The 24,890-nt window shown below is 74.4% G+C and carries 22 protein-coding genes; 14 read left to right on the forward strand and 8 right to left on the reverse strand.

What is annotated here, in order from left to right; all coding sequences use genetic code 11:
- Positions 1-22 precede the first annotated feature (22 nt).
- From MWU57_RS01570 to MWU57_RS01615, 9 genes are read left to right on the forward strand one after another with little or no spacing between them, the layout of a single operon-like run.
- Positions 23-1,693 (forward strand): carbamoyltransferase C-terminal domain-containing protein, encoded by a 1,671-nt coding sequence (locus MWU57_RS01570; protein ID WP_246906873.1) that lies wholly within the window; start codon positions 23-25, stop codon positions 1,691-1,693.
- A complete protein-coding gene (locus tag MWU57_RS18285; protein ID WP_308221126.1) occupies positions 1,690-3,330 on the forward strand; it encodes an HAD-IIIA family hydrolase in 1,641 nt (546 codons plus the stop codon). Before MWU57_RS01570 ends, MWU57_RS18285 begins: the two co-directional genes overlap by 4 nt.
- Positions 3,327-4,358, forward strand: coding sequence for a glycosyltransferase family 9 protein (locus tag MWU57_RS01585; protein ID WP_246906874.1), 1,032 nt, complete (start codon positions 3,327-3,329; stop codon positions 4,356-4,358). The genes MWU57_RS18285 and MWU57_RS01585 overlap by 4 nt, the downstream gene beginning before the upstream one ends.
- A complete protein-coding gene (locus MWU57_RS01590) occupies positions 4,355-5,353 on the forward strand; it encodes a glycosyltransferase (RefSeq protein ID WP_246906876.1) in 999 nt (332 codons plus the stop codon). Before MWU57_RS01585 ends, MWU57_RS01590 begins: the two co-directional genes overlap by 4 nt.
- Positions 5,350-6,630, forward strand: a complete 1,281-nt coding sequence (locus tag MWU57_RS01595; RefSeq protein WP_246906878.1) for a glycosyltransferase — start codon at positions 5,350-5,352, stop codon at positions 6,628-6,630. Before MWU57_RS01590 ends, MWU57_RS01595 begins: the two co-directional genes overlap by 4 nt.
- A complete protein-coding gene (locus MWU57_RS01600) occupies positions 6,627-8,771 on the forward strand; it encodes a PfkB family carbohydrate kinase (RefSeq protein WP_246906880.1) in 2,145 nt (714 codons plus the stop codon). Before MWU57_RS01595 ends, MWU57_RS01600 begins: the two co-directional genes overlap by 4 nt.
- The gene (locus MWU57_RS01605) at positions 8,768-9,493 is read left to right on the forward strand and encodes an SDR family oxidoreductase (RefSeq protein WP_246906882.1); all 726 of its coding nucleotides are present in this window, start codon (positions 8,768-8,770) and stop codon (positions 9,491-9,493) included. The genes MWU57_RS01600 and MWU57_RS01605 overlap by 4 nt, the downstream gene beginning before the upstream one ends.
- Positions 9,484-10,485 (forward strand): glycosyltransferase family 9 protein, encoded by a 1,002-nt coding sequence (locus MWU57_RS01610; RefSeq protein WP_246906884.1) that lies wholly within the window; start codon positions 9,484-9,486, stop codon positions 10,483-10,485. The genes MWU57_RS01605 and MWU57_RS01610 overlap by 10 nt, the downstream gene beginning before the upstream one ends.
- The gene (locus MWU57_RS01615) at positions 10,482-10,904 is read left to right on the forward strand and encodes a nuclear transport factor 2 family protein (protein ID WP_246906886.1); all 423 of its coding nucleotides are present in this window, start codon (positions 10,482-10,484) and stop codon (positions 10,902-10,904) included. The genes MWU57_RS01610 and MWU57_RS01615 overlap by 4 nt, the downstream gene beginning before the upstream one ends.
- Here MWU57_RS01615 and MWU57_RS18290 read toward each other — a convergent pair.
- Together MWU57_RS18290 and MWU57_RS01630 are read right to left on the reverse strand one after the other, a co-directional pair.
- The gene (locus MWU57_RS18290; protein WP_308221127.1) at positions 10,838-13,219 is read right to left on the reverse strand and encodes a nucleotide sugar dehydrogenase; all 2,382 of its coding nucleotides are present in this window, start codon (positions 13,217-13,219) and stop codon (positions 10,838-10,840) included. The two genes, MWU57_RS01615 and MWU57_RS18290, sit on opposite strands and share 67 nt — an antisense overlap.
- A complete protein-coding gene (locus tag MWU57_RS01630; RefSeq protein WP_246906888.1) occupies positions 13,216-13,497 on the reverse strand; it encodes a hypothetical protein in 282 nt (93 codons plus the stop codon). Before MWU57_RS01630 ends, MWU57_RS18290 begins: the two co-directional genes overlap by 4 nt.
- 194 nt (positions 13,498-13,691) lie before the next feature.
- On the opposite strand from MWU57_RS01630, the gene MWU57_RS01635 reads away from it, so the two are divergent.
- Positions 13,692-13,949, forward strand: coding sequence for a hypothetical protein (locus MWU57_RS01635; RefSeq protein ID WP_246906890.1), 258 nt, complete (start codon positions 13,692-13,694; stop codon positions 13,947-13,949).
- Positions 13,950-14,038: 89 nt separating this feature from the next.
- Here MWU57_RS01635 and MWU57_RS01640 read toward each other — a convergent pair whose 3' ends face one another.
- From MWU57_RS01640 to MWU57_RS01665, 6 genes are all read right to left on the reverse strand, one after another.
- Positions 14,039-14,920, reverse strand: a complete 882-nt coding sequence (locus tag MWU57_RS01640) for a manganese catalase family protein (RefSeq protein ID WP_246906892.1) — start codon at positions 14,918-14,920, stop codon at positions 14,039-14,041.
- Between the two features lie 128 nt (positions 14,921-15,048).
- The gene (locus tag MWU57_RS01645; RefSeq protein WP_246906893.1) at positions 15,049-15,651 is read right to left on the reverse strand and encodes a flavodoxin family protein; all 603 of its coding nucleotides are present in this window, start codon (positions 15,649-15,651) and stop codon (positions 15,049-15,051) included.
- 84 nt (positions 15,652-15,735) lie between these two features.
- Positions 15,736-16,782: a glucose 1-dehydrogenase gene (locus tag MWU57_RS01650; RefSeq protein WP_246906895.1), complete on the reverse strand. Its 1,047-nt coding sequence runs from the start codon at positions 16,780-16,782 to the stop codon at positions 15,736-15,738.
- A 65-nt stretch (positions 16,783-16,847) separates the two neighbouring features.
- The gene (locus MWU57_RS01655) at positions 16,848-17,666 is read right to left on the reverse strand and encodes a carbohydrate ABC transporter permease (RefSeq protein WP_246906897.1); all 819 of its coding nucleotides are present in this window, start codon (positions 17,664-17,666) and stop codon (positions 16,848-16,850) included.
- Between the two features lie 8 nt (positions 17,667-17,674).
- A complete protein-coding gene (locus tag MWU57_RS01660; protein WP_246906899.1) occupies positions 17,675-18,628 on the reverse strand; it encodes a carbohydrate ABC transporter permease in 954 nt (317 codons plus the stop codon).
- Between the two features lie 52 nt (positions 18,629-18,680).
- A complete protein-coding gene (locus MWU57_RS01665) occupies positions 18,681-19,886 on the reverse strand; it encodes an extracellular solute-binding protein (protein WP_246906901.1) in 1,206 nt (401 codons plus the stop codon).
- A 187-nt stretch (positions 19,887-20,073) separates the two neighbouring features.
- On the opposite strand from MWU57_RS01665, the gene MWU57_RS01670 reads away from it, so the two are divergent.
- The 4 genes from MWU57_RS01670 to MWU57_RS01685 are packed head-to-tail and all read left to right on the forward strand — an operon-like array spanning position 20,074 to position 24,890.
- The gene (locus MWU57_RS01670) at positions 20,074-21,075 is read left to right on the forward strand and encodes a LacI family DNA-binding transcriptional regulator (RefSeq protein ID WP_246907120.1); all 1,002 of its coding nucleotides are present in this window, start codon (positions 20,074-20,076) and stop codon (positions 21,073-21,075) included.
- 46 nt (positions 21,076-21,121) lie between these two features.
- A complete protein-coding gene (gene yicI / locus MWU57_RS01675; RefSeq protein ID WP_246906903.1) occupies positions 21,122-23,437 on the forward strand; it encodes an alpha-xylosidase in 2,316 nt (771 codons plus the stop codon).
- Complete coding sequence (locus tag MWU57_RS01680; RefSeq protein WP_246906905.1) at positions 23,434-24,357, forward strand: NAD(P)-dependent oxidoreductase; 924 nt, start codon at positions 23,434-23,436, stop codon at positions 24,355-24,357. Before yicI ends, MWU57_RS01680 begins: the two co-directional genes overlap by 4 nt.
- Positions 24,358-24,359: 2 nt before the next feature.
- Positions 24,360-24,890 carry a gluconokinase gene (locus MWU57_RS01685; RefSeq protein ID WP_246906907.1) on the forward strand — a complete coding sequence of 177 codons (531 nt, stop codon included), beginning with the start codon at positions 24,360-24,362 and terminating at the stop codon, positions 24,888-24,890.

The raw sequence follows: 24,890 nt of genomic DNA on the forward strand, positions 1-24,890 counted from the left end.
CCTGTCGGAAGGTGCGTCGGTCATGCGCGTCCTCGGCGTCAATGCCCTCTTCCACGACCCCGCCGCCGCCCTCGTGGTGGACGGCACCGTCGTCGCCGCCGCAGAGGAGGAACGCTTCTCGCGGCGCAAGCACGGCAAGCGCCCGGTGCCCTTCGCCGCGTGGGAGCTGCCGGAGCGGGCCGCGGCCTGGTGCCTCGAGGTGGGCGGCCTCCGGCCGGCCGACCTCGACGCGGTGGCGTACTCGTTCGACCCGGCGCTCGCCAAGCCGGCGGAGGAGATGGGCCTGGACGACCCGTGGGACTGGCTGCGCGTGCGCTACGCGGAACGGGCACCCGAGTTCCTCGCCGCGGCGCTGCCGGGCCTCTCCCCCGCGGCGGTGCGCTTCGTCCCGCACGAGGTCGCCCACGCGGCCTCCGCGGCACTCGCGGCGCCGTTCCCGGTCTCCAGCGTGCTCTCCCTCGACGGCCGCGGCGAGCGGTCCTCCCACCTCGCCGGGCGCTACGACCACGGCCGCCTGGAGGTCCTCGCCAGCCAGGAGCTCCCCCACTCGCTCGGGCTGGTGTACGAGTCGCTGACCGAGCACCTCGGGTTCCTGCGCTCCAGCGACGAGTACAAGGTCATGGCGCTCGCCTCCTACGGCCGGCCCCGGTTCCTGGCGGAGATCCGCGAGGTGGTGCGTCCCACAGGTGACGGCGGCTTCGTCGCCGAGCCGCCGGACTGGAGCCGTTGGGCCCCGCCGGCGGCGGAGGCCGGCCCGGGCGACGCCCCGCACGGCGGGATGACCCGCGACCAGGCGGACCTCGCCGCCTCGGTGCAGGCCCGCCTGGAGGAGGTCCTCGTCGAGCTCGCCACCTGGCTGCACGGGCAGACCGGTGACCGGGTCCTGACGATGGCGGGCGGGACCGCGCTCAACTGCGTCGCCAGCTCCCGCGTGTGGCGCGACTCCCCGTTCGACGAGGTGTGGGTGCAGCCGGCCGCCGGCGACTCCGGCACAGCGATCGGCGCGGCCCTGCAGCTCACGGCCGAGGCGGGCGAGACCGTCGAGCCCCTGACGTCGGCCGCGCTCGGCCGGTCCTGGGACGACGACGAGCTGGCGGCCTGGCTGCGGGCGGCCCGCATCCCCTTCTCGACCCCGGCCGACCTGCCCGGCGAGGTCGCCGACGTGCTCGCGGCCGACGGTGTCGTCGGATGGTTCGACGGCCGGGCGGAGATGGGCCCGCGTGCCCTCGGCCAGCGGTCGTTGCTCGCGCACCCGGGCAGGGCCGACAACGTGGAACGACTCAACGACGTCAAGGGCCGCGAGCAGTTCCGGCCCGTGGCGCCGATGGTCCTCCTCGAGGACGCCCCCGAGATCTTCGCCGGCGGACCGATCCCCAGCCCCTACATGCTGTTCGTCCACGACGTCACCCCGGCGTGGCGCGAGCGCATCCCTGCCGTGGTCCACGTCGACGGCACGGCACGGATCCAGACGGTCGACGACGGGATGCCCCGCCTGCAGGCCATGATCCGCGCCTTCAAGGACCGCACCGGGCTGCCCGTCGTGGTCAACACCAGCCTCAACACGGCCGGTCGCCCGATCGTCGACGACCCACGGGACGCGCTCGAGCTGTTCGGCTCGGCACCGGTCGACGCTCTCGTCATGGGGCCGCACCTCGTGCGCCGTGGAGACCTGACGGACGGAGGACGCTCGTGACGGCGAACACCCCGGAGACGTCGCACCCGACCCTCGACACCTGGGCCGTCGTCGTCCCCACGGTCGGGCGACCCTCGCTCCGCCTGCTCCTGGACTCGCTCGTCGCGACCCTGCCCCTCGGATCCGGCTCCGAGCCCTCCCCGCTGCCCGAGGTCGTGGTGGTCGACGACCGGCCCGTCCCGGCCTCGCCGCAGCCGGCGGAGGTCCCCCCACCGCTCGACCTCGGCCAGGCCGGCGCACGGCTCCACACCGAGGTCGTCCGCACGGGCGGCCGCGGCCCGGCGGCGGCCCGCAACGCCGGCTGGCGTTCGACGCGAGCCACGTGGGTCGTGTTCCTCGACGACGACGTGGAGGCACCCCGCCACTGGGCCGCCGGGCTCGCCTCGGACCTCGCGGCGGCCGGGCCCGGCGTCGGCGGCGTGCAGGGCAACCTCGACGTCCCGCTCCCTGAGAGCCGTCGCCCGACCGACGCCGAGCGCAACACCGCTGCCCTCGAGGGGGCGGCGTGGGCGACGGCGGACATGGCCTACCGCCGACGCGCGCTGGAGGACGTCGGCGGCTTCGACGAGCGCTTCCCGCGGGCCTACCGGGAGGACGCCGACCTGGCCCTGCGCGTGCGTGACGCCGGGTGGCGGCTGGTGCGCGGGGTGCGCCGTACCACGCACCCCCCACGGCCCTCGGACGGTGCCGCCAGCCTGCGGGCTCAGGTCGGTGCCCGCGACGACGCCCTCATGCGGGCGCTGCACGGCCGCCGCTGGCGCGAGCGCGCGGCCACCGGCTCCGGTCGTCTCCCGTGGCACGTGGCGACGGTCGGGGCCGCCGCGCTGGCCGTCACCGCCGCAGCGGCCGGCCGGCGCCGCACGGCAGCCGTCGGGGCGGGCGTGTGGGCGGGGCTGACGGCGGACTTCCTGGCCCGGCGTCTCGTCCCGGGGCCCCGCCCGGGCGACCGCGGCTTCGGCACGGAGGTGTGGCGCATGGCGTGGACCAGCGTCGCGATCCCGTTCGCCGCGGTGAGCAACCGGGCTGCCGGCTCCCTCGCGCGACGCGGCGGCGTCGAACCGTGGCCGCCCCCGATCAGCGCCGTGCTGCTGGACCGGGACGGCACGCTCGTGCACGACGTGCCCTACAACGGGGACCCCACACGGGTGGAGCCGCTCGAGGACGTCCTCGACCAGCTCGACGTCCTCCGGGCTCGCGGTGTCCGCCTCGGCGTCGTCAGCAACCAGTCGGGGGTGGCGCGCGGTGTGCTCACCCGTGCCCAGGTGCAGGCGGTGAACGACCACGTGGAGAAGCTGCTGGGACCGTTCGACACCTGGCAGGTGTGCGTGCACGCCCCCCAGGACGGTTGCTGGTGCCGCAAGCCCGCCCCCGGCCTCGTGCATGCCGCGGCCACCGCCCTCGGCGTCGAGCCCTGGCGCTGCGCCGTGGTGGGCGACATCGGCTCGGACGTCGCCGCCGGCATCGCCGCGGGTGCCGAGACGGTCCTGGTCCCCACCGCCGTGACCCGACGCGACGAGGTGGACGACGCACCCGTCGTGGCACCGGACCTGGCCGCCGCGGTGCGCTATCTCGAACCTCGGTTGTCGACGTCGGGGACCAGCCGCCGGACGTCTGCCGGCCAGGAGGGTGCCCGATGAGCGCCGACGTGCTGGCGGTCCGCCTCGACAACCTGGGCGACGTGCTGCTGACCGGTCCGGCGGTCCGGGCGCTGGCTCACGGGGCGGCGGACCGCGGCGGCGCCGTCGACCTGCTCACCTCCCCCGCCTCCCGCGCGGCCGGCGAGCTCCTGCCCGGCGTCCGGTCCGTGCTGGCGTTCGACGCGCCGTGGTCCGGGTTCGACCCTCCCGACGCCGACGCGCAAGCGCTGCAGACGCTCGTCACGACGCTGGCCGAGCGGCGGTACGCCGAAGCGGTCGTGTTCACCTCTTTCCACCAGAGCCCGCTGCCGATGGCGTTGCTCGCCCGGTGGGCCGGCATCCCCCGGGTGAGCGCGACGAGCGTCGACTACCCGGGCTCGCTGCTCGACGTGCGGCACCACCGCCCCGACGGGCTGCACGAGGTCGAGGCGGCGTCGGACCTCGCCCGCGCGGCGGGCTTCCCGCCCCCGCCGGACGACGACGGCCGCCTGCGGGTCGACGTCCCGTCGGCCGAGGCCCGCCGCCCCGACGCCTACGTCGTCGTCCACCCCGGGGCCTCGGTGCCTGCGCGCGCCCCGGCGCCGGACCACGCCCGCGAGATCGTGGCCGAGCTGGTCCGTCGCGGCCGCAGGGTCGTGGTCACCGGCTCGCCCGCCGAGGCGGAGCTGGCGGTCCACGTCGCGGCCGGCCGCGCGCAGGTGCTCGCCGGGAGCACCGACCTGGGCGCTCTGGCAACGGTCCTGGCGGGTGCGGGATGCGTCGTGGCGGGCAACACCGGACCCGCGCACCTCGCCGCCGCCGTCGGCACCCCGGTGGTCTCCCTGTTCTCCCCGGTGGTTCCCCCCGAGCGGTGGGCCCCGTGGGGCGTCCCGTCCCTGCTGCTGGGCGACCAGCACGCGGCGTGCGGCGGCACCCGCGCCCGCGAGTGCCCGGTGCCCGGGCACCCGTGCCTGTCGTCCGTGGCTCCGGCCCGGGTGGCCGACGCCGTCGAGCGGCTCGCTCCCGTGCCCGCGGAGGTGGTCGCATGAGGGTCCTCGTCTGGCACGTGCACGGCTCGTGGACCACCTCGTTCGTCGCAGGCCCCCACGAGTACGTCGTCCCCGTGATCCCGGACCGCGGGCCGGACGGCCGTGGCCGGGCACGCACCTGGGACTGGCCGGGCTCGGTCGGCGAGGCCGACCCCGCCGAGCTGGCGAGGCTCGCCGCGGACGGCGGGATCGACGTCGTGGTCCTCCAGCGGCCCGAGGAACCGGAGCTGCTGCACCGGTGGACCGGGCTCGTCGCCGGCCGCGACGTGCCGGCCGTCTACGTCGAGCACAACGCCCCGACGGGACCGGCGGCGGCCACCCGCCACCCGCTGGCGGACCTCGACGTCGTCGCCGACGGCACGGTGCCCGTCGTCCACGTCACGGCGTACAACGCCCTGATGTGGGACACCGGCGACGCACGGACGCTGGTGGTGGACCACGGCATCCCGGACCCCGGCCACCGGAGTACCGGCGAGCTGGACACGATCGCCGCCGTCGTGAACGAACCCGTCCGCCGATGGCGGGTGGTCGGTACCGACGTGCTGCTCGAGGTCGCTCGGCACGTCCCGGTGGACGTCTACGGCGTGGGCGTCACGGGACTCGGGAACCACCGTCCGTCGGTGCCCGGGGCTCCTCCTCTGAGGCTGTACGACGACGTCCCGCAGGCCGCGATGCACGACGCCCTCGCCCGGTCGCGCGCCTACCTGCACCCCTTCCGGTGGACCAGTCTCGGCCTCGCGCTGCTGGAGGCGATGGCTCTCGGCCTGCCGGTCCTCGCCCTGCCCACCACGGAGGCCCCGGTCGCCGTGCCCCCCACCGCCGGGGTGCTCAGCTCCCGGCCCGAGACCCTCGTCGCGACCGCCCGCCGTTGGCTGGCCGAGCCCGACGAGGCGCGCGAGCACGGCGCAGCAGCCCGCGCGCACGTCCTGCAGCACTACTCGCTCGACGCGTTCCTGCACCGCTGGGACGCCATCCTGACGGAGGTGACCTCATGAAGATCGCGATGATCTCCGAGCACGCCAGCCCTCTCGCTGTGCTCGGCGGGCCGGACGCCGGCGGGCAGAACGTTCACGTGGCCTCGCTCGCCACCCGCCTGGGAGCCCAGGGCCACTCCGTGCAGGTGTACACCCGGCGCGACGACCCCGTGCTGCCGGAGCGTGTCCCCTTCGCCCCGGGCGTCGAGGTCGTGCACGTCGACGCGGGTCCGCCGGAGCCGCTGCCCAAGGACGACCTCCTGCCGTACATGGACGAGCTGGGCACCGACCTGCGCCGTCGATGGGACCGGTCCGTCCCGGGCTCCGGGCGCGATCCCGTGCCCGACGTCGTCCACGCGCACTTCTGGATGTCCGGCGTCGCGGGCCTCCAGTGCGCGCCCCCGCTCGGCATCCCGCTCGTGCAGACCTTTCACGCCCTGGGCTCGGTCAAACGCCGCCACCAGGGTGCCCGGGACACCAGCCCGCCCGAGCGGGTGGCCCGCGAACGGCTGCTCTGCCGGGCCGTCGACGGCATCGTCGCCACCTGCCAGGACGAGGTGTCCGAGCTCGTGGCGCTCGGCGCCCCGCCCGAACGCGTGGAGGTGGTGCCCTGCGGCGTCGACGTCGGCGCGTTCCAGCCGCCCGCCGCGCGTCGGCGTCGGCGCCCCGGCGCTCCCCTGCGGCTGCTGTCCGTCGGCCGGCTCGTCGAGCGCAAGGGCGTCGACACCGTCATCGCGGCCCTGGCCCTGCTGCCGTCGGCGCGACTCGTCGTCGCGGGCGGCCCGTCGGCCGACGACCTCGTCGACGACGCGGAGGCCTGCCGCCTGCGGGACGTCGCCCGCCGGCTGGGCGTCGAGGACCGTGTCCGGTTCGTCGGCAGCGTGACGCAGGACGCCGTGCAGGACCTCATGCACACCTCCGACGTCGTCGTGTGCACGCCGTGGTACGAACCCTTCGGCATCGTGCCGCTCGAGGCGGCGGCCTGCGGACGCCCCGTCGTCGGCTCGGCCGTGGGCGGCCTCCTCGACTCGGTGGTGGACGGCCGCACCGGGCTCCTGGTCCCGCCGCGGGAACCGGAGGCCCTCGCCGACGCCCTCCGGGAGCTGGAGAGCGACCCCGCCGCCGGTGAGCGGATGGGCGCCACGGCACGGGCCCGCGCCGAGCGTCTCTACGACTGGTCCACCGTCGCCGCACGGACCGTCGAGGCCTACGGGACGGTCGTCGCCGACCGCCGGTCGGACGGTGCGGAGAGCGGCTCCGAGCAGCTCGGGGCGTCCCGGGCGGTGAACGACCGATGAGCGCACGGGACGAGGCGTCGCACTGGCTGCGCACGCACCTCGCGGACCTGCACACCGGCCTGGACGCACTGCTCGCCGAGGCCGACCGCATCGACTCCTGGGGCGCGCACCTGGCCGAGCGCACGCTGGCCGGCGGGCGCCTGCTCGTGGCCGGCAACGGGGGCAGCGCCGCCGAGGCGCAGCACCTGACGGCCGAGCTGGTGGGCCGGTTCGAGCGCGAGCGGGTGCCGTTGTCGGCGATCGCCCTGCACGCGGAGACCTCGTCGCTGACCGCCCTGGTCAACGACTACGGGCCCGACGAGATGTTCGCCCGGCAGGTCGCCGCCCACGGACGGTCGGGCGACGTCCTCGTCCTGCTGTCGACGTCGGGCCGGAGCGCGAACGTGGTGGCGGCGGCCCGGGCCGCGCGCGAGCGCGGCATCACCACGTGGGCGCTGACCGGGCCGGCGCCGAGCCCCCTCGCTCAGGAGTGCGACGACACCATGGCGCTGCCCGGTCGCTCCACCTCGACCGTCCAGGAGCTGCACCTGTCCGTGGTGCACGCCCTGTGCGCCGCCGTCGACGCCCACCTGCGGCACGACGTCACGGCCGAGCCCGGCGCGCAGGACGGGACGCACGCGCCGCACGACGGGCGGCCCCGCGTGGTCGTCGTCGGCGACGTCCTGCTCGACCGGGACGTCGACGGCCAGGTCACCAGGTTCTCGCCCGACGGCCCCGTGCCCGTCGTCGACACGCTCGGCGTGCGGAGCAGCCCCGGTGGCGCGGGACTGGCGGCCGTCCTCGCGGCCGACGCCGCGAAGGTCCGGGTGCTCGCACCGTTCGCCCCCGACCCCGGGGGGCGCGAGCTGCGCGACCTCCTGCGCCCGACGGTCGAGATCGTCGAGGTGCCCCAGGAGGGCGGCACGCGCCGCAAGACCCGGGTGCGCTCGGGGGGCCAGACGATGGTCCGGGTCGACGACGGCGGACCCGCCGTCCCGCGCGACGTCCCGGTGGAGCGGGTCCGGGAGGCGCTCTCGGACGCCGACGCCGTGCTGGTCTCCGACTACGGCGCGGGCACCACGCTCCCCGGCCCGCTGCGCGACGCCGTCGCCACGGCGGCGGCCGACCGGCCCGTGGTCTGGGACCCGCACCCCCGGGGCGGCGCGCCGGTGCCGGGCGTGACGCTCGTGACGCCCAACCATGCCGAGGCGCTCGGCGCCGCCGAGGACCTCGGCCTGACCGTGGTGGCCGACGACCCCGGCGGACTGGCCCAGTCGCTCGCACGCGCCTGGGAGGCCGAGGCGGTCTGCCTCACCCTCGGTGACCGGGGCGCCTACCTGGCGCGCGCGACCGGCGAGAGCGTCTACGTCCCTGCCGACGCCGTCGCCGGCGATCCCTGCGGTGCGGGCGACCGGTTCGCGGCCACGGCAGCCGTCGAGCTCGCGCGCGGCACGTCCGTGGTCGACGTGGTGAACCGGGCGGTGCACGCCGCCACGACCTGGGTCGCCGAGGGCGGCGCCGAGGGGTACCGCCGCCGGGCGGCTCTCGCCGGGCCGGGCGGGGCCGCGCACGGGTCCACGCCCGGGTCCACGCACGAGTCCGACGCGGGCACCGACGGCGGCTCCGGCGCCTGGTCGGGGTCGGGCACCACCGAGCGCACCCCGGAGAGCGTCGCCGCAAGGCTGCGGTCCGACGGCGGCACCGTCGTCGCGACCGGGGGCTGCTTCGACATCCTGCACGCCGGGCACGTCGCCACGCTCGAGGCCGCCGCACGGCTGGGCGACCACCTCGTCGTGCTGCTCAACGGCGACGACTCGGTCCGGCGGCTCAAGGGCGAGGGCAGGCCCGTCGTAGGGGCCGCCGACCGCGCCCGGGTGCTCTCGGCGCTGGACTGCGTGGCCGACGTCGTCGTCTTCGACGAGGACGACCCCACGACCGTCCTCGACCGGCTCCGCCCCGACGTGTGGGCCAAGGGCGGCGACTACACCCGCCGACCGCTGCCGGAGGCCGAGACGGTCCGCCGGCACGGCGGCCGGGTGGTCCTGCTGCCGTTCGTCGAGGGCAGGTCGACCACCTCGATCCTGGACCGGGCACCCCGGTCCGCACGACCCGCGGCGCCCGACCGGGCGCCGGCCACCACCACGAGGGAGGCACGAGCATGACCGACGCCACCGCACCGCCCACCGAGACCCCGGTTCCTCGGGAGCTGGGCACCGTCTACGTGACCGGCGGCTCCAGCGGCCTCGGTGCCGCGCTGGTCGAGGCCGTCACCGCCGCCGGCGGCAAGCCCGTCGTCCTCGACCGCGTCCCCCCGTCGGCGGAGGTGCCCCACGCCGTGGTCGACCTGGCCGACAGCGCCGCCGCGGCCGACGCCGTCGAGCGGCTCGCCGTGGAGGTCGGGCCGCCCGACGCCGTGGTGACCGCCGCCGGGACGGACGCCTGCGGCCCGCTCGCCGAGATCTCCGTCGAGCACTGGGAGCGTGTCGTCCAGGTCAACCTCCTGGGCACGGTCGCCGTCGTGCGAGCCGCGCTGCCCTATCTCGAGCAGCGGCGGGGCACCGTGGTGACCGTCGCCTCGACGCTGGGTCTCAAGGGTGTCTCCGACGCCACCGCCTACTGCGCCTCGAAGTTCGGGGTGCGGGGGTTCTCGCAGGCGTTGGCCGCCGAGCTCGCCGGGCGGGTCGGCGTCACCTGCCTCGTGCCGGGCGGGATGCGCACCGCGTTCTTCGACGGACGCCCGGAGCAGTACAAGCCCGGCCCGGACGCCGACCTCGCCGACCCCCGGGCCACCGCGGCGGCCGCCGTCACGGCCCTGCGCCAGCCCGTCGGCGTCGAGATCCGCGAGATGCTGGTGGCCGCCTCGGGCGAGTCGTCGTGGCCCTGAGCCCGCAGGGCAGCGTCCTGGTCCTGCGCGCGCTGGGGCTCGGCGACGCCGTGACCGGCGTGCCCGCCCTGCGGGGCGTGCGCCGGGCCTGGCCCCGTCGGCGGATCCTGCTGGCGGGGCCGTCCGGCACCGGCGAGTGGCTGCGCGCCCTGGGCCTGGTCGACGAGGTGCTGCCGACGTCGGGCCTGGACTCGCCCGAGTGGCCGCACGGCGTGCTGGACGCCGGACGCCACGGCCTGGTGGCGGTGAACCTGCACGGCTCCGGCCCGCAGAGCCACCGGCTGCTGCGCTCGGTCCGGCCGGCACGGCTGGTCGCCTTCGCCGACGCCGTCACCGGCGCCCCGGGCCCCACGTGGGACGACGACGAGCACGAGGTGGACCGCTGGTGCCGGCTGGTGCGCGACGCCGGCGGCGCGTGCGGGCGGGCCGACCTGCGGCTCGAGCGCACGGGTCCGCCGGGCCACCACGTCGTCGTCGTGCACCCCGGGGCCGCGTCCCCCGCGCGGCGATGGCCGGAGCACCGGTACGCCACCGTGGTGCGGCACCTGACCGGACGAGGTGTCGACGTCCTGGTCACCGGGGGTCCCTCGGAGTCCGGGACGTGCTCCCGTGTGGCCGCCGCGGCCTCCGGCCCGGGCACCGCCACCAGCCTCGCCGGGCGCCTCGACGTCCCCGCGCTCGCACGAACCGTCGCCGCGGCGCGGCTCGTGGTGTGCGGGGACACGGGGGTCGGCCATCTCGCCACCGCGTTCGGCACGGCGTCGGTCCACCTGTTCGGGCCCACACCACCGCACCGCTGGGGCCCGTCGGTCGACCAGGACCGCCACGTCGTCCTGTGGCACGGGGAGGCCGGGTACGTCGGCGACCCCCACGGGAGCACGGTGGACCCCGCCCTCGCGAGCATCCGCACCGAGGAGGTGGTCGACGCCGTCGACCACCTCCTCCAGAGGGCACCGGTCGGGGTGCCCACCGATGTGGAGGAGCAGAGATGAGACATGACCAGGTCGTGCAGTGGGTGGACCGCTACGAGCGCGCATGGCGCGAGAACGACGCCGGGGCCGTGGCGGACCTGTTCACCCCTGAGGCCTCCTACGCCCGCTCGCCGTACGAGCGGGCGCTGCTGGGCCAGGCCAGCATCCAGGACTTCTGGACGACCGACGCCGGCGCGACGTTCACGATGACGGCCGAGCCCCTGGCCGTCGACGGCGTCACCGCGGTGGTGCGCGTGGGTGTGCACTACACCGCACCGGAGTCCCAGGAGTACAAGAACCTCTGGGTCCTGCGCTTCGCCGACGACGGCCGGGTGGCCGACTTCGAGGAGTGGCCGTTCTGGCCGGGGCGTCCCTACAGCGCCGGCGGCGGGGCGAGCGACGAGGCTCCGGTCGAGCCCGGGCCGACGCCGGAGATCTGACCCGTCGGGCGGCCGAGACCGTCCACGGACCAGCCGGCCGCCCGCCAGGGGCCGGGGTCCACGGCGTTGCGCGTGTCCACCAACCGGCGGTGCCGGACCAGCTCGCCCGCGCGGTACGGGTCGAGCCGGACGTACTCCTCCCACGCGGTGGCCAGCACGACCACGTCCGCCGCACGCAGCGCCTCGTCCACGTCCACCTGGAACCCGAGGGCCGGGTGGTGCTCCTGCGCGTGCGCCACGGCCTGCGGGTCGGTCACGACGGCACGGGCGCCACCCTCGGCGAGGCGCTCGGCGAGCTCCAGAGCGGGTGACGACCGGACGTCGTCGGACTCCGGCTTGAAGGCCGCTCCGAGCACCGTGACCCGGGCGCCGGCGAGCGTGCCGCCGCACGCCCGGCGCACGCGCGCCACGGCACGGGTGCACGCGCGGTCGTTGATGGCGTCCACGTGCTCGAGGAACTCGACCGCTGGACCGATCCCCAGCTCCCGTGCCCGGGCGAGGAACGCCCGGATGTCCTTCGGCAGGCACCCGCCGCCGAAGCCCAGCCCCACGCCCAGGTACTGCCCCCCGATGCGCGGGTCGTACGCCATGGTCCCGGCCAGCGCGACGGCGTCACCGCCGGAGGTCTCGCAGACCTCGGCCATGGCGTTGACGAACGAGATCTTGGTCGCGAGGAACGCGTTGGCGGCCACCTTCGCCAGCTCGGCCGTGGCCAGGTCGGTCACCACCCGAGGTACGCCGGATTCGACGAGCGGCGCGTACACCGCGTCCAGGCGTGCCGCCGCCGCGCGGCCGGCATCGCCCGTGCCCACGCCGTACACCAGCCTGTCGGGGCGCAGCGTGTCGGCGACGGCATGGCCCTCGCGCAGGAACTCGGGGTTCCACACCAGGTCCGCCCCGCGTGCGCGCACCCGGTCGGCGACGCGCGGCGCCGTGCCCACCGGGACGGTCGACTTGCCGACCACCAGGTCGCCGGCGCGCAGGTGCGGCAGGAGGCACTCGACGGCCTCGTCCAGGTGGCGCAGGTCCGCCTCCCCGGAGCCGGCACGCTGGGGGGTGCCCACGCACACGAAGTGCACGTCGCACCCCTGCACGTCCGTCGTGTCGGACGAGAACCGGAGCCGTCCGGCCCGGCGTCCCTCGTCGAGCAGCTCCACCAGCTCGGGTTCGTAGAAGGGCGCGCGCCCGGCGGACAGCGTCGCGACGCGCGCCTCGTCGACGTCGATGCCGACCACGTCGTGCCCCAGCCGGGCGAGCGACGCGGCGTGCACGGCACCGAGGTACCCGCAGCCGATGACCGACACACGCCGCCCGTGGGGACCGGCCGGTGCGGCCGCGTCGGTGTCGTCGTGCTCACGGAACCACTCGACCGTGCGGGCGAGGCCCTCGCGCCAGGGGGTCCGGGCGCGCCACCCGAGCACCTCACGGGCGAGCGAGACGTCCGGCCGGCGGCGGACCGGGTCGTCCTGCGGGAGGTCGACGTAGCGCGTCCCGGCCGTGGAGCCGGTCGCGGCGAGGACGTCCCGCGCCACCTCCGCGACCGACAGCTCCTCGGGGTTGCCGAGGTTCATCGGCCCGGTGTGGCCGCTCGCGGCGAAGGCGAGGATGCCCTCCACGAGGTCGTCGACGTAGCAGACGGACCGTGTCTGGGAGCCGTCACCCGCCACCGTGAGCGGTTCTCCCGCCAGCGCCTGCCGCACGAAGGTCGGCACCATCCGGCCGTCGTTCCCGCGCATCCGCGGACCGTAGGTGTTGAAGATCCGGACGATGCCGGTGTCGACGCCGCGGTCGCCGCGGAACGCCGTCGTGAGCGCCTCGGAGAACCGTTTGGCCTCGTCGTAGACGCTGCGGGGGCCGACGGGGTTCACGTGGCCCCAGTAGTCCTCGCGCTGCGGATGGGTCTCGGGGTCGCCGTACACCTCGGAGGTGGAGGCCAGCACGAACCGTGCCCCGCAGGACTGCGCCAGCTCGAGGGCGTGCCGGGTGCCGACGGAGCCCACGTCGAGGGTCTCGATCGGCCGCTCGAGGTAGTCGACCGGGGAGGCCGGCGACGCGAGGTGCAGCACCAGGTCCACGTCGCGGGGCGCCCCCTCCCCCAGCGGGACGGGGCCCTGGGTGATGTCGGCGCGCACCAGGTCGAACCCCGGGTCGCCGACGAGGTGGGCGACGTTCGCGGCGGCTCCGCTCGACAGGTCGTCCACGCAGACGACGGCGGTGCCGGCACGCAGCAGGGCCTCGCACACGTGGCTGCCGACGAAGCCGGCACCGCCCGTGACGACCGCACGGTGGAACGTGGGGGCGGGACGCTCGCTCATCGCCGCACGAGCTTCGCGAACGTGCTGCCACCGCCGTCGGCGCGCTGCGGCTGGTAGAGGAACGCCAGGCCGGCGTCCTCGAACTTCTCGAACCACGTGTCCCAGTCGACGTGCTCCAGCTGGTCCTCGACCGTGCCGCCGGGGAAGTCGATCCGCAGCACGCCGGCCTCGTCACCGTGCTCCGTGCCGCGCACGCTCGCCGGTGCCCCGCCGTTCTCCTCGACCCAGCTCCGGATCTCGTCGTGGTCGGTGGTCGTCCTGGTCTGTGAGTCCGACATGGTCCCCTCCTGGGAAGTCACCCACGGCCTCGCTGCTGGACCCGGCACCGCTCACGCTGCCACCGTCCTCCCGGGCTCGCACGGCATGCCGCCGGCACGGGTTGCCTGCGCAGGACGACCTGCCAGGCTTCGAGGACGGGGCGGCGTCGGTCCAGGAGAGCGGCCGCGTCACGCCACGTGGTCAGGAGGCGAGCATGAGCGAGCACACTGCCGACGAGCCGTTCGAGGATCCCGACGCGGACCCGGAGCAGCTCAACCCACGGACCGGGCCTTCCGCCCACCCGCCGCGTCCCGAGGACGACGACCAGGACGAGCGGGACGACCGGGACGACCGGGACGCCGAGCGCACACCGGGCACCGGGCCCGGACGACGGGTGCCCGGGCCGCACCCGCAGGAGGAGCCCGGCCCGGGCACCGGCCCGGGGCCGCGCTCCCCGGGCTCGCAGGGCTGAGCACGCAGCGCACGAGGCGCCCCCGTCCGGGTTCCCGGGCGGGGGCGCCTCGTGCGCCGGGTGGCCTCGTGCGCCGGGTGCTCGACGGGCTACTCGCGGTGCAGGGCGTCCTTCACCGCACCGGCGGCCTTCTCGAACGCTCCGGGCTTGCCGGTGGTGCCGTGGAAGCGGGGGTCCGGGGTCGTGGGCGCGGGCATGGGCTCTCCGGGCGGAGGGGTGTCGACGTACTCGAACTCGCTCTTGCCGTCCGGGGTCGGGCCGCTGGCCCACCTGCCCTCGGACGCGTGCTGACCGTCGCTGAAGTTGATGTACTGGTAGGAGGACTCGGTGTGCTCCTTGCCCTGCGGGAACGTGCTCGGCACGGGCAGTTCCTCCATGCCCTCGTCGCGCAGCTCCTGGGCGGCGGCGATCCACTGGTTCTGGTGCATGGTGTCGCGCGCGAGGAGGAACGCGAGCAGGTCGCGCACCCCGGCGTCGTCGGTCATGTGGTAGAGCCGAGCCACCTGGAGCCGCCCCTGCATCTCGGCGTTCGCGTTCGCCGTGAAGTCGGCCAGCATGTTGCCGCTGGCCGTGACGTAGCCCGCGGTCCACGGGTTGCCGTTGGAGTCCACGGGGCGTGCACCGGCCCCCGCCACGATGGCCTGCTGCGGGTCCGTGCCCCCGATGATCGCCGCCACGGTCGGGTCGTCCTGGACGGCGCCCTCGACCGCACCGACGGGGGCGTCGCCGAGGAGCTGGGAGATCATCGTCGCCAGCATCTCGACGTGGCCCATCTCCTCGGCCCCGATGCCGTACAGCAGGTCGCGGTACTTACCCGGCAGGTGAGCGTTCCACGACTGGAACCCGTACTGCATGGCGACGGTGATCTCGCCGTACTGCCCGGCGAGCACCTCCTGCAGCTTGCGGGCGTAGACGGCGTCGGGCTTGTCGGGCTTCGCCCGGTGCTGCAGCTCTTGACGGTGGAAGAACATCGGCATCTCCGTTCGGATGGAGGCCGTGGCGACCCGCGGCTGCGGCACGGCCCGTGCCACGCCACTTCTCGACGCTTCCCGGCCAGGTTCGGCCCGCGCTCGTGTCGTCGCATCCCGACGCCGAGGGGCTAGCCGGGAGGTGGGACCGGTCGGGCAGCGAGCGCCGCCGCCACCGCGTGGAGGTTGTGCGCCATGAGCCGGGCGGTGCTCTGCGCCCAGTCGTGGCCGTGCTCGGTGGAGACGTAGTCGTCGCCCGGTCCGGGTCCCTGGTTCCAGTAGGTCCATGCCTGGCCGGGCACCGTGTAGCCGAGGTCGGCGAGCGCCCCGCTGACCTCGGAGATGACGTGGTGGGCGCCGTCCTCGTTGCCGGTGACGACCACGCCGGCGACCCGGTTGTAGGCGACCGGCGTCCCGTCGTCGGCCGTCTCGGTCATCATGGCGTCCATCCGCTCCAGCATGCGCTGGGCGATCGAGGAGGGTCGGCCCAGCCAGGTGGGGGTGAGCACGACGAGGATCTCGGAGTCCAGCAGGCGTTCGTGGACGCCGGGCCACTCGTCGCCGTCGCCGACGTCGGTCACGACGCCGGGCGGCACGTCCAGGTCGGCGAGCCGCACGTGGTCCACCTCGACGCCCTGTTGCGCCAGGGCGTCGGCGACCACGGCGCCGAGCGTCTCGGTGTTGGACCGTTCCGGGGACTTCTTCAGGGTGCAGCTGACAAAGAGGGCTCTCATGGGTCACCTTCGCCGGGGTGCGGCGGCCTGGGCTCGACCTTCGCACCACCGTAACGCTCCACGGCGACCCACGTCGCCGTCTCCTCAGAGCTCGATCACGGTCTTGATGTCACCGGGCCGGGGCTCGAACGCCTCGGCCGCCCCGTCGAAGGGCACGCGGCGGGTGACCAGCCGGCCGAGCCAGTCGTGGTCGGCGCCCGCGAGCGCCGTCGCCGCCGCGCGGAAGTGCTCCTGGTTGGCGTTCACGGAACCGATGAGCGCGTCGTTCTCGAGCACGAACTCCCGGTTCACACCGCCGGCGTCGATGCGGACGGAGCGTCCGGCCGGCGAGACGCCGAGCAGGCAGACGACGCCGTAGCGGGCCGTGCCGGACAGGACGTCCACGACGACGCTGCTGGCGCCGGTCGCCTCCAGCACGACCTCGGGGCGCAGGGTCGCCATCACCTCGTCCACCGGCTCAGCGTGGTAGGTGGCCCCGAGGGCGCGCACGAGCTCCGGCTTGGGCCCGTCGGAGACCTGGTCCAGCACGTGCACGTCGAGCCCGCGCTGGACGCCGAGCAACGCTGCGAGCAGACCGATCGGCCCGGCGCCGGTGACCAGCACCGAGTCCGGGTCGAACCACGACCGCTGCCCGACCAGCTCCACCTGCTCCCACGCCTTGGCCACGACGGAGGTGGGCTCGACGAGGAACCCGAGGCTGCCGAGAGAGGCATCGACCGGCACGGAGTAGTCCGGCTCGATGCGCCAGCGCTCGCTGCCGAAGCCGTCGACGCCCTGGATGCCGCGTTCGGTGAACCGCCCGTTGCGGCACATGTCGAAGCGGCCCCGGGCGCACGCCCCGCAGGGCACCGGATCCGGCCGGCGCACGACGCCGGCGACCAGGTCGCCCGCGGTCCAGCCGCTGCCCTCGGGTGCCTCGAGGACACGGCCGAGCGACTCGTGCCCCAGCACCAACCGGTCACGGCCGCCGGGGGCCTCGCCGTGCTCGCCGGCCGCGATCTCCCGGTCGGTGCCGCAGACGCCCAGCGCCACGCCCTCGACGAGGATCGTGCCGAGCTCAAGACCCGGCTCCGGCACGTCGGTCACCGCGAGCGACCCGGGCCGGCCGGGACGGATGGTCAGTGCCTTCACGACGATCCTCCTTCGGCGGCAGGCACGGTGTGCACTGCCATCGTGGTCCGCCGTCGGCCGGGCCGCTACTTCACCGCTCCCCCGAGAGCGCCGGCCGCGATGTACCGCTGGGCGGCCACGAGCAGCACGATCGCGGGGATCGAGGAGAGCACGGCGGTGGCCATCACCGGTCCCCAGCTCTGCACGTTGCCCTGCAGGTAGTCGTAGATGCCGAGCGTGACCGGCTTGATGTCAGCGCCGGTGGTCAGCGTGAGACCGAACATGAAGTCGCTCCAGGCGAACAGGAAGCAGAACAGCCCGGCCGTGATGAGCGAGTTCTTGCTGACCGGCACGATGATCGACCAGAACGCGCGGAAGTGGCTCGCTCCGTCGACGCGGGCGGCCTCGGTCAGGGCGGGTGGGATCGACCGCATGAAGGCGCTCATGATGAGGATCGCGAACGGGATGCCGTGCGTGGCGTTGGCGAGGATGAGCCCCGGGTAGGAGTTCAGCAGCCCCAGGTCGTTGAACAACGTGTACAGCGAGTTCGCGATGACGATGCCCGGGATCATCTGGGCCAGCAGCAGCGCGAACAGGAAGATCCCCATGCCGCGCAGCCGGAACCGCGACAGCGCGTACGCCGCCGGGGTGGCGACCGCCAGCGACACCACGACCGCGCCGAGGGCCACGACGATGCTGGTCACCAGGTTGCCGGTCTGGTCGGCGATCGCGGTGCGGTAGCCGTCGAACGTGATGTCCGTGGGGAAGAACGTGCTGCTGGCCGCGGTGCTGCCGCCCTGCAGGGAGACGTTCACCATCCAGTAGACGGGGAAGAGCATGATGGCCAGCAGGACGATCCCGAGGATCGTGGACGACAGCCGGCGTGTGCTGGTGGTCTGCAACATGTCGAACCTCACTCATCCTCGGCGCGGCGGTTTGCGCGCAGGTAGACGACGGCGAAGACCAGGGAGACCACGATGAGGACGTTGCTCACCGCGGCCCCGGTGCCGAAGGAGAACTCCTGGAACGAACGGCGGTAGGAGTCGGTGGCGAGCGTCTGCGTCGCGTTGGCCGGTCCCCCGCCGGTGAGCCCCAGGATGATGTCGAGCACCTTGAGCGTGTAGATCACGCCCAGCACGAGCACGACGTTGACCACCGGTCGCAGGCTCGGCCAGGTGATGTGCCAGAACGCCTTCCAGCCGGTGGCGCCGTCGAGGGCACCTGCCTCGTAGAGCTCGTCCGGGATGTTCTGCAGGCCGCTGTAGAGCAGCGTCATGTTGAACGGGATGCCGACCCAGACGTTGACGAGGATCACCGCGACCAGCGCGACGTCCGGGCTGGTGAGCCAGGGCACCGGCCCGAGGCCGATGTTCTGCAAGGTCTCGTTGAGGATGCCGCCGTCCTGGTCGAGTATCCAGCGCCACACGGCGCTGCCCGCGATCATCGGCAGCAGCCACGGCAGCAGCAGCAGCGAGCGCAGCACGTTGCCCAGGGGGAAGCGGCGCTGGAAGAACAGGGCGAACAGCAGCCCGATGACGAACTGCCCGACGATCGAGCCCAGGGTGAACAGCACGGTGTTCACCACGGTCGTGCGGAAGATGCCGCTGCTCACGACCTCGGCGTAGTTCGCCAGCCCGACCCACGGTGCCTCGCCGGTGACGAAGGTCCGGACCGAGTAGTCCTGGAAGCCCATGACCAGGTTCTTGACGATCGGGTATCCGAAGAACACCAGGACGTAGGCGATCGCCGGCACGAGGAACAGCCACTGGGCGGTCCGTTCGCGCCGTCGTGCGCGCCGACGCCCCGGTGGGACCGCACGCGCGGGCGCGGGTGCGCCGGCGGTTCCGGTGGCGAGGGTGGTGGTCATCGTCGTCCGTCCTCTCGTTCGGTCCGGGCGTGCCCGGTGGGTGCGTCGGGCATCAGTCCTGCGCCGCCACACGCTCGAGCGCCTCCGCCGGCGACTCGGTGTCGGTCAGGGCGAGCTGCTCGGCGGTGTAGATCTGGGTGGCCGCGCGCGGCCAGTCGGGCCCGAGCAGCGCGGTCCGGGCACGAGCGGTCTGCACCGTCTCGACGAAGGTCGCCACCGTGGGGTTCTGCTGCGCGGCCCGGTCGGCGACCTCGCTGTCCGCCGGGACCGCACCACGGCCCGTCGCCATCGTGAGCTGGTTGTCGCCCTCGGTCACGCAGGAGACGAACTCTCCGGCGCGGGCCATCTTCTCGGCGTCGCCGGTGTCGGGCACCGTGAACGCCTCGCCCCCGAGCGGGGCGACGAGGGTGTCCCCGGCCGTGGGCACCGGCAGCGGGACCGAGGCGTAGTCGAGGCCCTCGGCCTCCTCCAGGCTGGGCATGTTCCAGGGCCCGTTGATCATCATCGCGGCGTTGCCGGCGAGGAACTGGTCGTTGACGTCGTTCTGGGACCAGTTCACGACGCTGGTCGAGGCGGACCCGTCAGCGACCAGGGAGTCGACGAACTCCAGCGCCTCGACGGCCGCCGGCGAGTCGAGGTCGTCCTCCTGGGCGCCGTTGCTCCACAGGAAGGGCAGGAACTGCCACGTGCCCTCGAACGTGTTGGTGGCGCTGAAGGCGAGGCCGTACCGGTCGTCGGTGGTCAGCTCGGCCGCGGCGGTGCGCAGCTCGTCCCACGTGGACGGCGGCTCGAGGCCCGCGGCGGCCAGCGCGTCGGCGTCGTAGAAGAGGCCGATCGAGTTCACGACCGGCGTGACCCCGTACAGCGTTCCTTCGTAGGTGCCGGCGTCGACGACACCCTGCGGCAGGCCCTCGCCGGTGATCCCGTAGTCGCCGATCGGGCTCAGGGCGCCCGAGGAGGCGATCTGCTGCACGTCCGGGTTGTCCAGCATGAGCACGTCCGGCAGCGTCCGCGACGACGCCTGCTGGAGCACGGTCGCGATGAGTCCGGAGCCGGCGACGTGGTTCGCCTGGACGTCCATGCCGACCTGGGCGGCGCAGGCGTCGTAGATCTCCTCGTAGATGGGGGCACTGGTCGCCGACATCGTGTCGGTCACCACGAGGGTGTCCTCGTCCGCCCCGGTCTGCCCGCTGCACGCCGACAGGCCCAGGACGACGGCGGTCGACACCGCACCGACGGTGGTGGGAGTTCGTCGCACGGTCGCAGCTCCTTCGCTCGGGGGAGGCTCGCGCGCCGGTCGGTGGATCCGGTTCGCAAAGCGCTTTACCGTGTGCCACGGTAGACGACATCAAAGCGCTTTACCAACTCCCCTCGGATGTGTGATCATCAGTGCGCATCACCCACCCACCCGTCCACCGACCCACCGGAGGCCCGCCGTGGTGACCATGCAGGACGTGGCCGACCGTGCCGGCGTCTCCCCCACGACCGTGTCGTTCGTCATCAACCGCACCAAGCCGGTCGCCCCCGCCACCCGGGCACGGGTCGAGGCGGCGATGACCGAGCTCGGCTACCGCCGCAACGTGCTCGCCCGGGCCCTGGCCAGCCAGCGCAGCCGGATCGTGGCGCTGGTGTTCCCGGCCCTGGAGCACCGCCTCAGCCCCGCGGCGCTCAGCATCGTCACCGCCGCCGCGTCCGCGGCCACCGAGCGCGGCTTCAACGTCGTGCTGTGGCCGGTCACCGGCGCCGACCAGCTCGAGGACTACGTCTCGGGCGGCCTGGTCGACGGCGTCCTGCTCATGGAGGTCACCGCGGACGACCCCCGCGTCCCCGTGCTGCAGCGCCGCGGGGTCCCGTTCGGGCTCATCGGTCGCACCGACGCGCCCGACGAGCTGCCCTACGTCGACATGGACTTCGAGGCGATGGTGGCCACGGGCCTGGAGCACCTCGTCGGGCTCGGTCACGCACGCGTCGCGCTCTTCCTGGGCGACCTCGGTGCGACGTCCTGGGCCGGGTACGGCCCGATCGCCCGCACCGAGGCCGCGTACCGGGCCGAGGCCGCCGCCCGCGGGCTCGACGCCGTCGTCGTCCGCGCGCCGCAGGACCCCCGCTCCGGTCACCGGGCCGCCGACACCCTGCTGGCCGAGCATCCCGAGGTCACGGCGGTGCTGGCGCTCAACGAGACCGCGCTCCCAGGCTTCGTCAACGGGCTCGTCGCCGGCGGCCGGTCGGTCCCCGGCGACGTCTCCGTGCTCGGCGTGGCCACCTCCGCCGAGGCCATCTCCACCGCCGACCCGCCGGTCAGCGCCGTCGTCGCCCCCGGACCCGAGCTGGGCCGACGCAGCCTCGAGGCGCTCCTGGACCGGCTCGACGAGCCGTCCACCCCACCGCTGCAGCTCCTGCTCGCCGGCGACCTGACGCCGGCCGGCTCCACGGCGCCGCCGCGCTGAGCCCCTCCCCGCCCCCGCACCGACGCAGCACCACGGAAGGTCCCGCATGAAGTTCACCGACGGTTTCTGGCACGCTCGCCGCGGCGTCGCCGTCCACTACGCCCGCGAGGTCGACCGCGTCGTCGCCCAGGACGGCGAGCTCCGCGCGATCTCGCCGACCAAGGTCGTGCGCCAGCGTGGCGACGTGCTCAACCTGCCGGTGCTCACCACGTCCGTCTCGGCCCCGATGGAGAACGTCGTGCGGGTCCGCCACACCCACCACAAGGGCGTGGGCGAGCCGTTCCGCTTCGAGGTCGCGGCTCCCGGCGCCGGTGAGGCCACCGTCGCCGGCGGAGAGGGCACGGTGACGTCGGGCGCGCTCAGCGCCCACCTGTCCGTCGGGAAGTCGTGGTCGCTCGACTTCCGGGCCGCCGGTCGCACCCTCACCCGGTCGGGCGGCAAGTCCGCCGCCTGGGTGGACGTCTCCCCCGGCGCGGCCGTCGACCACGGCGCCGACCGGCTCGAGCGGGACGGACGGACGAGCTACATGTTCGACCAGCTCGATCTCGGTGTCGGCGAGCTCGTCTACGGCCTGGGCGAGCGGTTCGGTCCCGTGATCAAGAACGGCCAGAGCGTCGACATCTGGAACGAGGACGGCGGCACCTCCAGCGAGCAGGCCTACAAGAACGTCCCGTTCTACCTGACCAACGCCGGCTACGGGGTCTTCGTCAACGATCCCGGCCACGTGTCCTACGAGGTGGGCTCCGAGGCCGTGGAGCGTGTGCAGTTCTCCGTGCCCGGCGAGACCCTCGACTACTACGTCATCTACGGCCCCGACCCGAAGTCGATCCTCGAGCGCTACACGGCGCTGACCGGACGTCCCGCCCGCGTCCCTGCCTGGTCCTACGGGCTGTGGCTCTCGACGTCCTTCACCACGGACTACGACGAGCAGACCGTCAGCTCCTTCATCGATGGCATGGCCGAGCGCGAGATCCCGCTGAGCCTGTTCCACTTCGACTGCTTCTGGATGCGCGAGTTCAACTGGTGCGACTTCGAGTGGGACGAGCGGGTCTTCCCCGACCCGGAGGGCATGCTGGCCCGGCTGCACGACCGCGGCCTGCGGGTGTGCGTGTGGATCAACCCCTACATCGCCCAGCAGTCACCGCTCTTCGACGAGGGCATGGCCGCGGGGTACCTCGTCAAGAACCGCGACGGCTCCGTGTGGCAGTGGGACCGCTGGCAGGCGGGCATGGGCCTGGTGGACTTCACCAACCCCGACGCCACCGCCTGGTACCAGGACAAGCTGCGGCGCCTGGTCCGTCAGGGCGTGGACGCCTTCAAGACCGACTTCGGCGAGCGCATCCCGGTCGACGTGCAGTACTTCGACGGGTCGGACCCGGAGCGGATGCACAACTACTACACGCACCTGTACAACCAGGCGGTGCACGAGGTGCTCGCCGAGGAGCGTGGTGCCGGCGACGCGGTGCTGTTCGCCCGCTCGGCCACCGCCGGCGGTCAGCAGTTCCCCGTGCACTGGGGCGGCGACAACACCGCGTCGTACGTCTCGATGGCCGAGTCGCTGCGCGGCGGGCTGTCCTTGGCCTACAGCGGGTTCGGCTACTGGAGCCACGACATCGGCGGGTTCGAGCTGACACCGGACGCCGGTGTCTTCAAGCGGTGGACGGCGTTCGGGCTGCTGTCCAGCCACTCGCGCATGCACGGCAGCGGCTCGTACCGCGTGCCGTGGATGTTCGACGAGGACGAGTCCGACCCCACCAGCGCCGTCGCGGTGACCCGCACGTTCGCGCGGTTCAAGAACCGGCTCGCTCCCTACCTCGTGGCCGCCGGCGAGGAGGCGCACCGCACGGGCACGCCGACGATGCGTCCGATGCTCCTCGAGTTCCCCGACGACCTCACGGCCGCGCACCTGGACCGCCAGTACATGCTCGGCCAGGACCTGCTCGTCGCGCCGGTCTTCAGCGCCGAGGGCGACGTCGACCTGTACCTGCCTGCCGGCGAGTGGGTCGGGCTGCTGACGGGTGAGCGCGTCACCGGCGGCCGCTGGCTGCGCGAGCACCACGACTACGACTCCGTGCCGCTCTACGTGCGCCCTGGTGCCGTCGTCCCGCTGAGCCGGCACGAGGACAAGCCGGACGCCGACCACCTGGACGGGTTGACCCTGCTGGTCCACGCCGGCCCCGATGCCGACTGGTCGCGCACCGTGGAGGTGCTGAACCTCGAGGGCGAGCCGGTGTCCTTCACGGTGCGACGTGCCGGCGGCACGCTCGTGGCCGAGTCGGACCAGGCGTCCGGCTGGTCGCTCCAGGTGGTCGCGGGCGAGACGGTCGCCGCCGCGCAGGGCCGGGCGGAGGTACCGGCATGAGCCCCGTCCCCGCGGTCAGCGCCGCACCCGACGTGCCTGCCTGGGTCGCCGGGGCCGTCGCCGACGCCGGCGCGCGTCTGGTCCCCGTCGGCCCGCAGACCGAGGGGTTGCTCTGGTTCGGGCCGCTGGGCGCAGCGGGTCTGGACGCGACGCTCTCGTCCGCGCCGGGCACCCGCTGGGTCCAGCTGCCGTCGGCCGGGGTCGACGCCTACCTCGACGCCGGGCTCCTGGACGAGGCCGTCACGTGGACCTCCGCGAAGGGCGCGTTCTCCGAGCCGGTGGCCGAGCACGCGCTCGCCCTGACGCTCGCGGCGCTGCGCCGGCTCCCCGAGCGGGCGCGGACGCGCACCTGGGGCACCGAGGCCGGGTCGTCGCTCTACGACGCCCGGGTGCTGGTGCTCGGCGCGGGTGGCATCGCCCGGTCGTTCCTGGAGCTGCTGGCCCCGTTCAGGACCACCAACGTCGTGGTGCGCCGGCGCCCCGACCCGGTGCCCGGCGCGGACCGTGTCGTCACCGGCGAGCACCTGCTCGAGGAGCTCGCCCGGGCCGACGTCGTGGTGCTCGCCGCGGCGCTCACGTCGCAGACGCGCGCACTCGTCGGTGCCGAGGAGATCGCCGCTATGCGGTCGGGCGCCACGCTGGTGAACATCGCCCGCGGCGGCCTGGTCGACACCGCGGCGCTGGTCGCCGCGCTGCGCTCGGGACAGGTCGGTGCGGCCGCTCTCGACGTGACCGACCCCGAGCCCCTGCCGGACGGTCACCCGCTGTGGGACCTGCCGAACGCGCTCGTGACGCCGCACACGGCGGACACCCCGGAGATGGTCGAGCCGCTGCTGCGGCAGCGGGTGAGCGTCAACCTGCGACGCTTCGTCACCGGCGAGCCGTTCGACGGCGTCGTCGACGTGGCGACGGGGTACTGACGGTGCCCGCCGACGTGCGCGGCGTCGTCGTCATGGGGGTCTCGGGCAGCGGGAAGTCGACGGTCGGGACGCTCCTGGCGTCGCGCTGGCAGGGCCGCTTCGTCGACGGCGACGACCTGCACCCGCCCGCGAACGTCGCGCGGATGGCGGCAGGCCACCCGCTGACGAACGCCGACCGGTCACCGTGGTTGCAGCGGGTCGGCACCACCATCGCTGCGGCCGCGGACGCCGGGCAGCTCGTCGTGACGGCGTGCTCGGCGCTGCGGCGCACCTACCGGGACGAGCTGCGCCGCACCGCGGGCGGCGACCTCGCGTTCGTCCACCTCACGGCGACGCGCGAGGTCCTGGCCGAGCGCGTCCTGGGGCGCCACGAGCACTTCATGCCGCCGGCCCTGCTGGACTCCCAGCTCGCGACGCTGGAACCGCTCCAGGACGACGAGACGGGCCTCGCCCTGGACATCACCGAGCCTCCCGACCTCGTGGTGGAGCGCGTCGCCACCTGGCACCGCGGGCACGCTCCGGCCGCCCGCTGA

The organism is Isoptericola sp. S6320L, assembly GCF_023015685.1.
GTDB classification, from domain to species: Bacteria; Actinomycetota; Actinomycetes; order Actinomycetales; family Cellulomonadaceae; genus Isoptericola; species Isoptericola halotolerans_A.

Coding starts and splice junctions, on each gene's coding strand:
- MWU57_RS01570 (WP_246906873.1), top strand. CDS start 23: ATGCGCGTCCTCGGCGTCAATGCCCTCTTCCACGACCCCGCCGCCGCC.
- MWU57_RS01585 (WP_246906874.1), top strand. CDS start 3,327: ATGAGCGCCGACGTGCTGGCGGTCCGCCTCGACAACCTGGGCGACGTG.
- MWU57_RS01590 (WP_246906876.1), top strand. CDS start 4,355: ATGAGGGTCCTCGTCTGGCACGTGCACGGCTCGTGGACCACCTCGTTC.
- MWU57_RS01595 (WP_246906878.1), top strand. CDS start 5,350: ATGAAGATCGCGATGATCTCCGAGCACGCCAGCCCTCTCGCTGTGCTC.
- MWU57_RS01600 (WP_246906880.1), top strand. CDS start 6,627: ATGAGCGCACGGGACGAGGCGTCGCACTGGCTGCGCACGCACCTCGCG.
- MWU57_RS01605 (WP_246906882.1), top strand. CDS start 8,768: ATGACCGACGCCACCGCACCGCCCACCGAGACCCCGGTTCCTCGGGAG.
- MWU57_RS01615 (WP_246906886.1), top strand. CDS start 10,482: ATGAGACATGACCAGGTCGTGCAGTGGGTGGACCGCTACGAGCGCGCA.
- MWU57_RS18290 (WP_308221127.1), bottom strand. CDS start 13,219: ATGAGCGAGCGTCCCGCCCCCACGTTCCACCGTGCGGTCGTCACGGGC.
- MWU57_RS01630 (WP_246906888.1), bottom strand. CDS start 13,497: ATGTCGGACTCACAGACCAGGACGACCACCGACCACGACGAGATCCGG.
- MWU57_RS01635 (WP_246906890.1), top strand. CDS start 13,692: ATGAGCGAGCACACTGCCGACGAGCCGTTCGAGGATCCCGACGCGGAC.
- MWU57_RS01640 (WP_246906892.1), bottom strand. CDS start 14,920: ATGTTCTTCCACCGTCAAGAGCTGCAGCACCGGGCGAAGCCCGACAAG.
- MWU57_RS01645 (WP_246906893.1), bottom strand. CDS start 15,651: ATGAGAGCCCTCTTTGTCAGCTGCACCCTGAAGAAGTCCCCGGAACGG.
- MWU57_RS01655 (WP_246906897.1), bottom strand. CDS start 17,666: ATGTTGCAGACCACCAGCACACGCCGGCTGTCGTCCACGATCCTCGGG.
- MWU57_RS01660 (WP_246906899.1), bottom strand. CDS start 18,628: ATGACCACCACCCTCGCCACCGGAACCGCCGGCGCACCCGCGCCCGCG.
- MWU57_RS01670 (WP_246907120.1), top strand. CDS start 20,074: ATGCAGGACGTGGCCGACCGTGCCGGCGTCTCCCCCACGACCGTGTCG.
- yicI (WP_246906903.1), top strand. CDS start 21,122: ATGAAGTTCACCGACGGTTTCTGGCACGCTCGCCGCGGCGTCGCCGTC.
- MWU57_RS01680 (WP_246906905.1), top strand. CDS start 23,434: ATGAGCCCCGTCCCCGCGGTCAGCGCCGCACCCGACGTGCCTGCCTGG.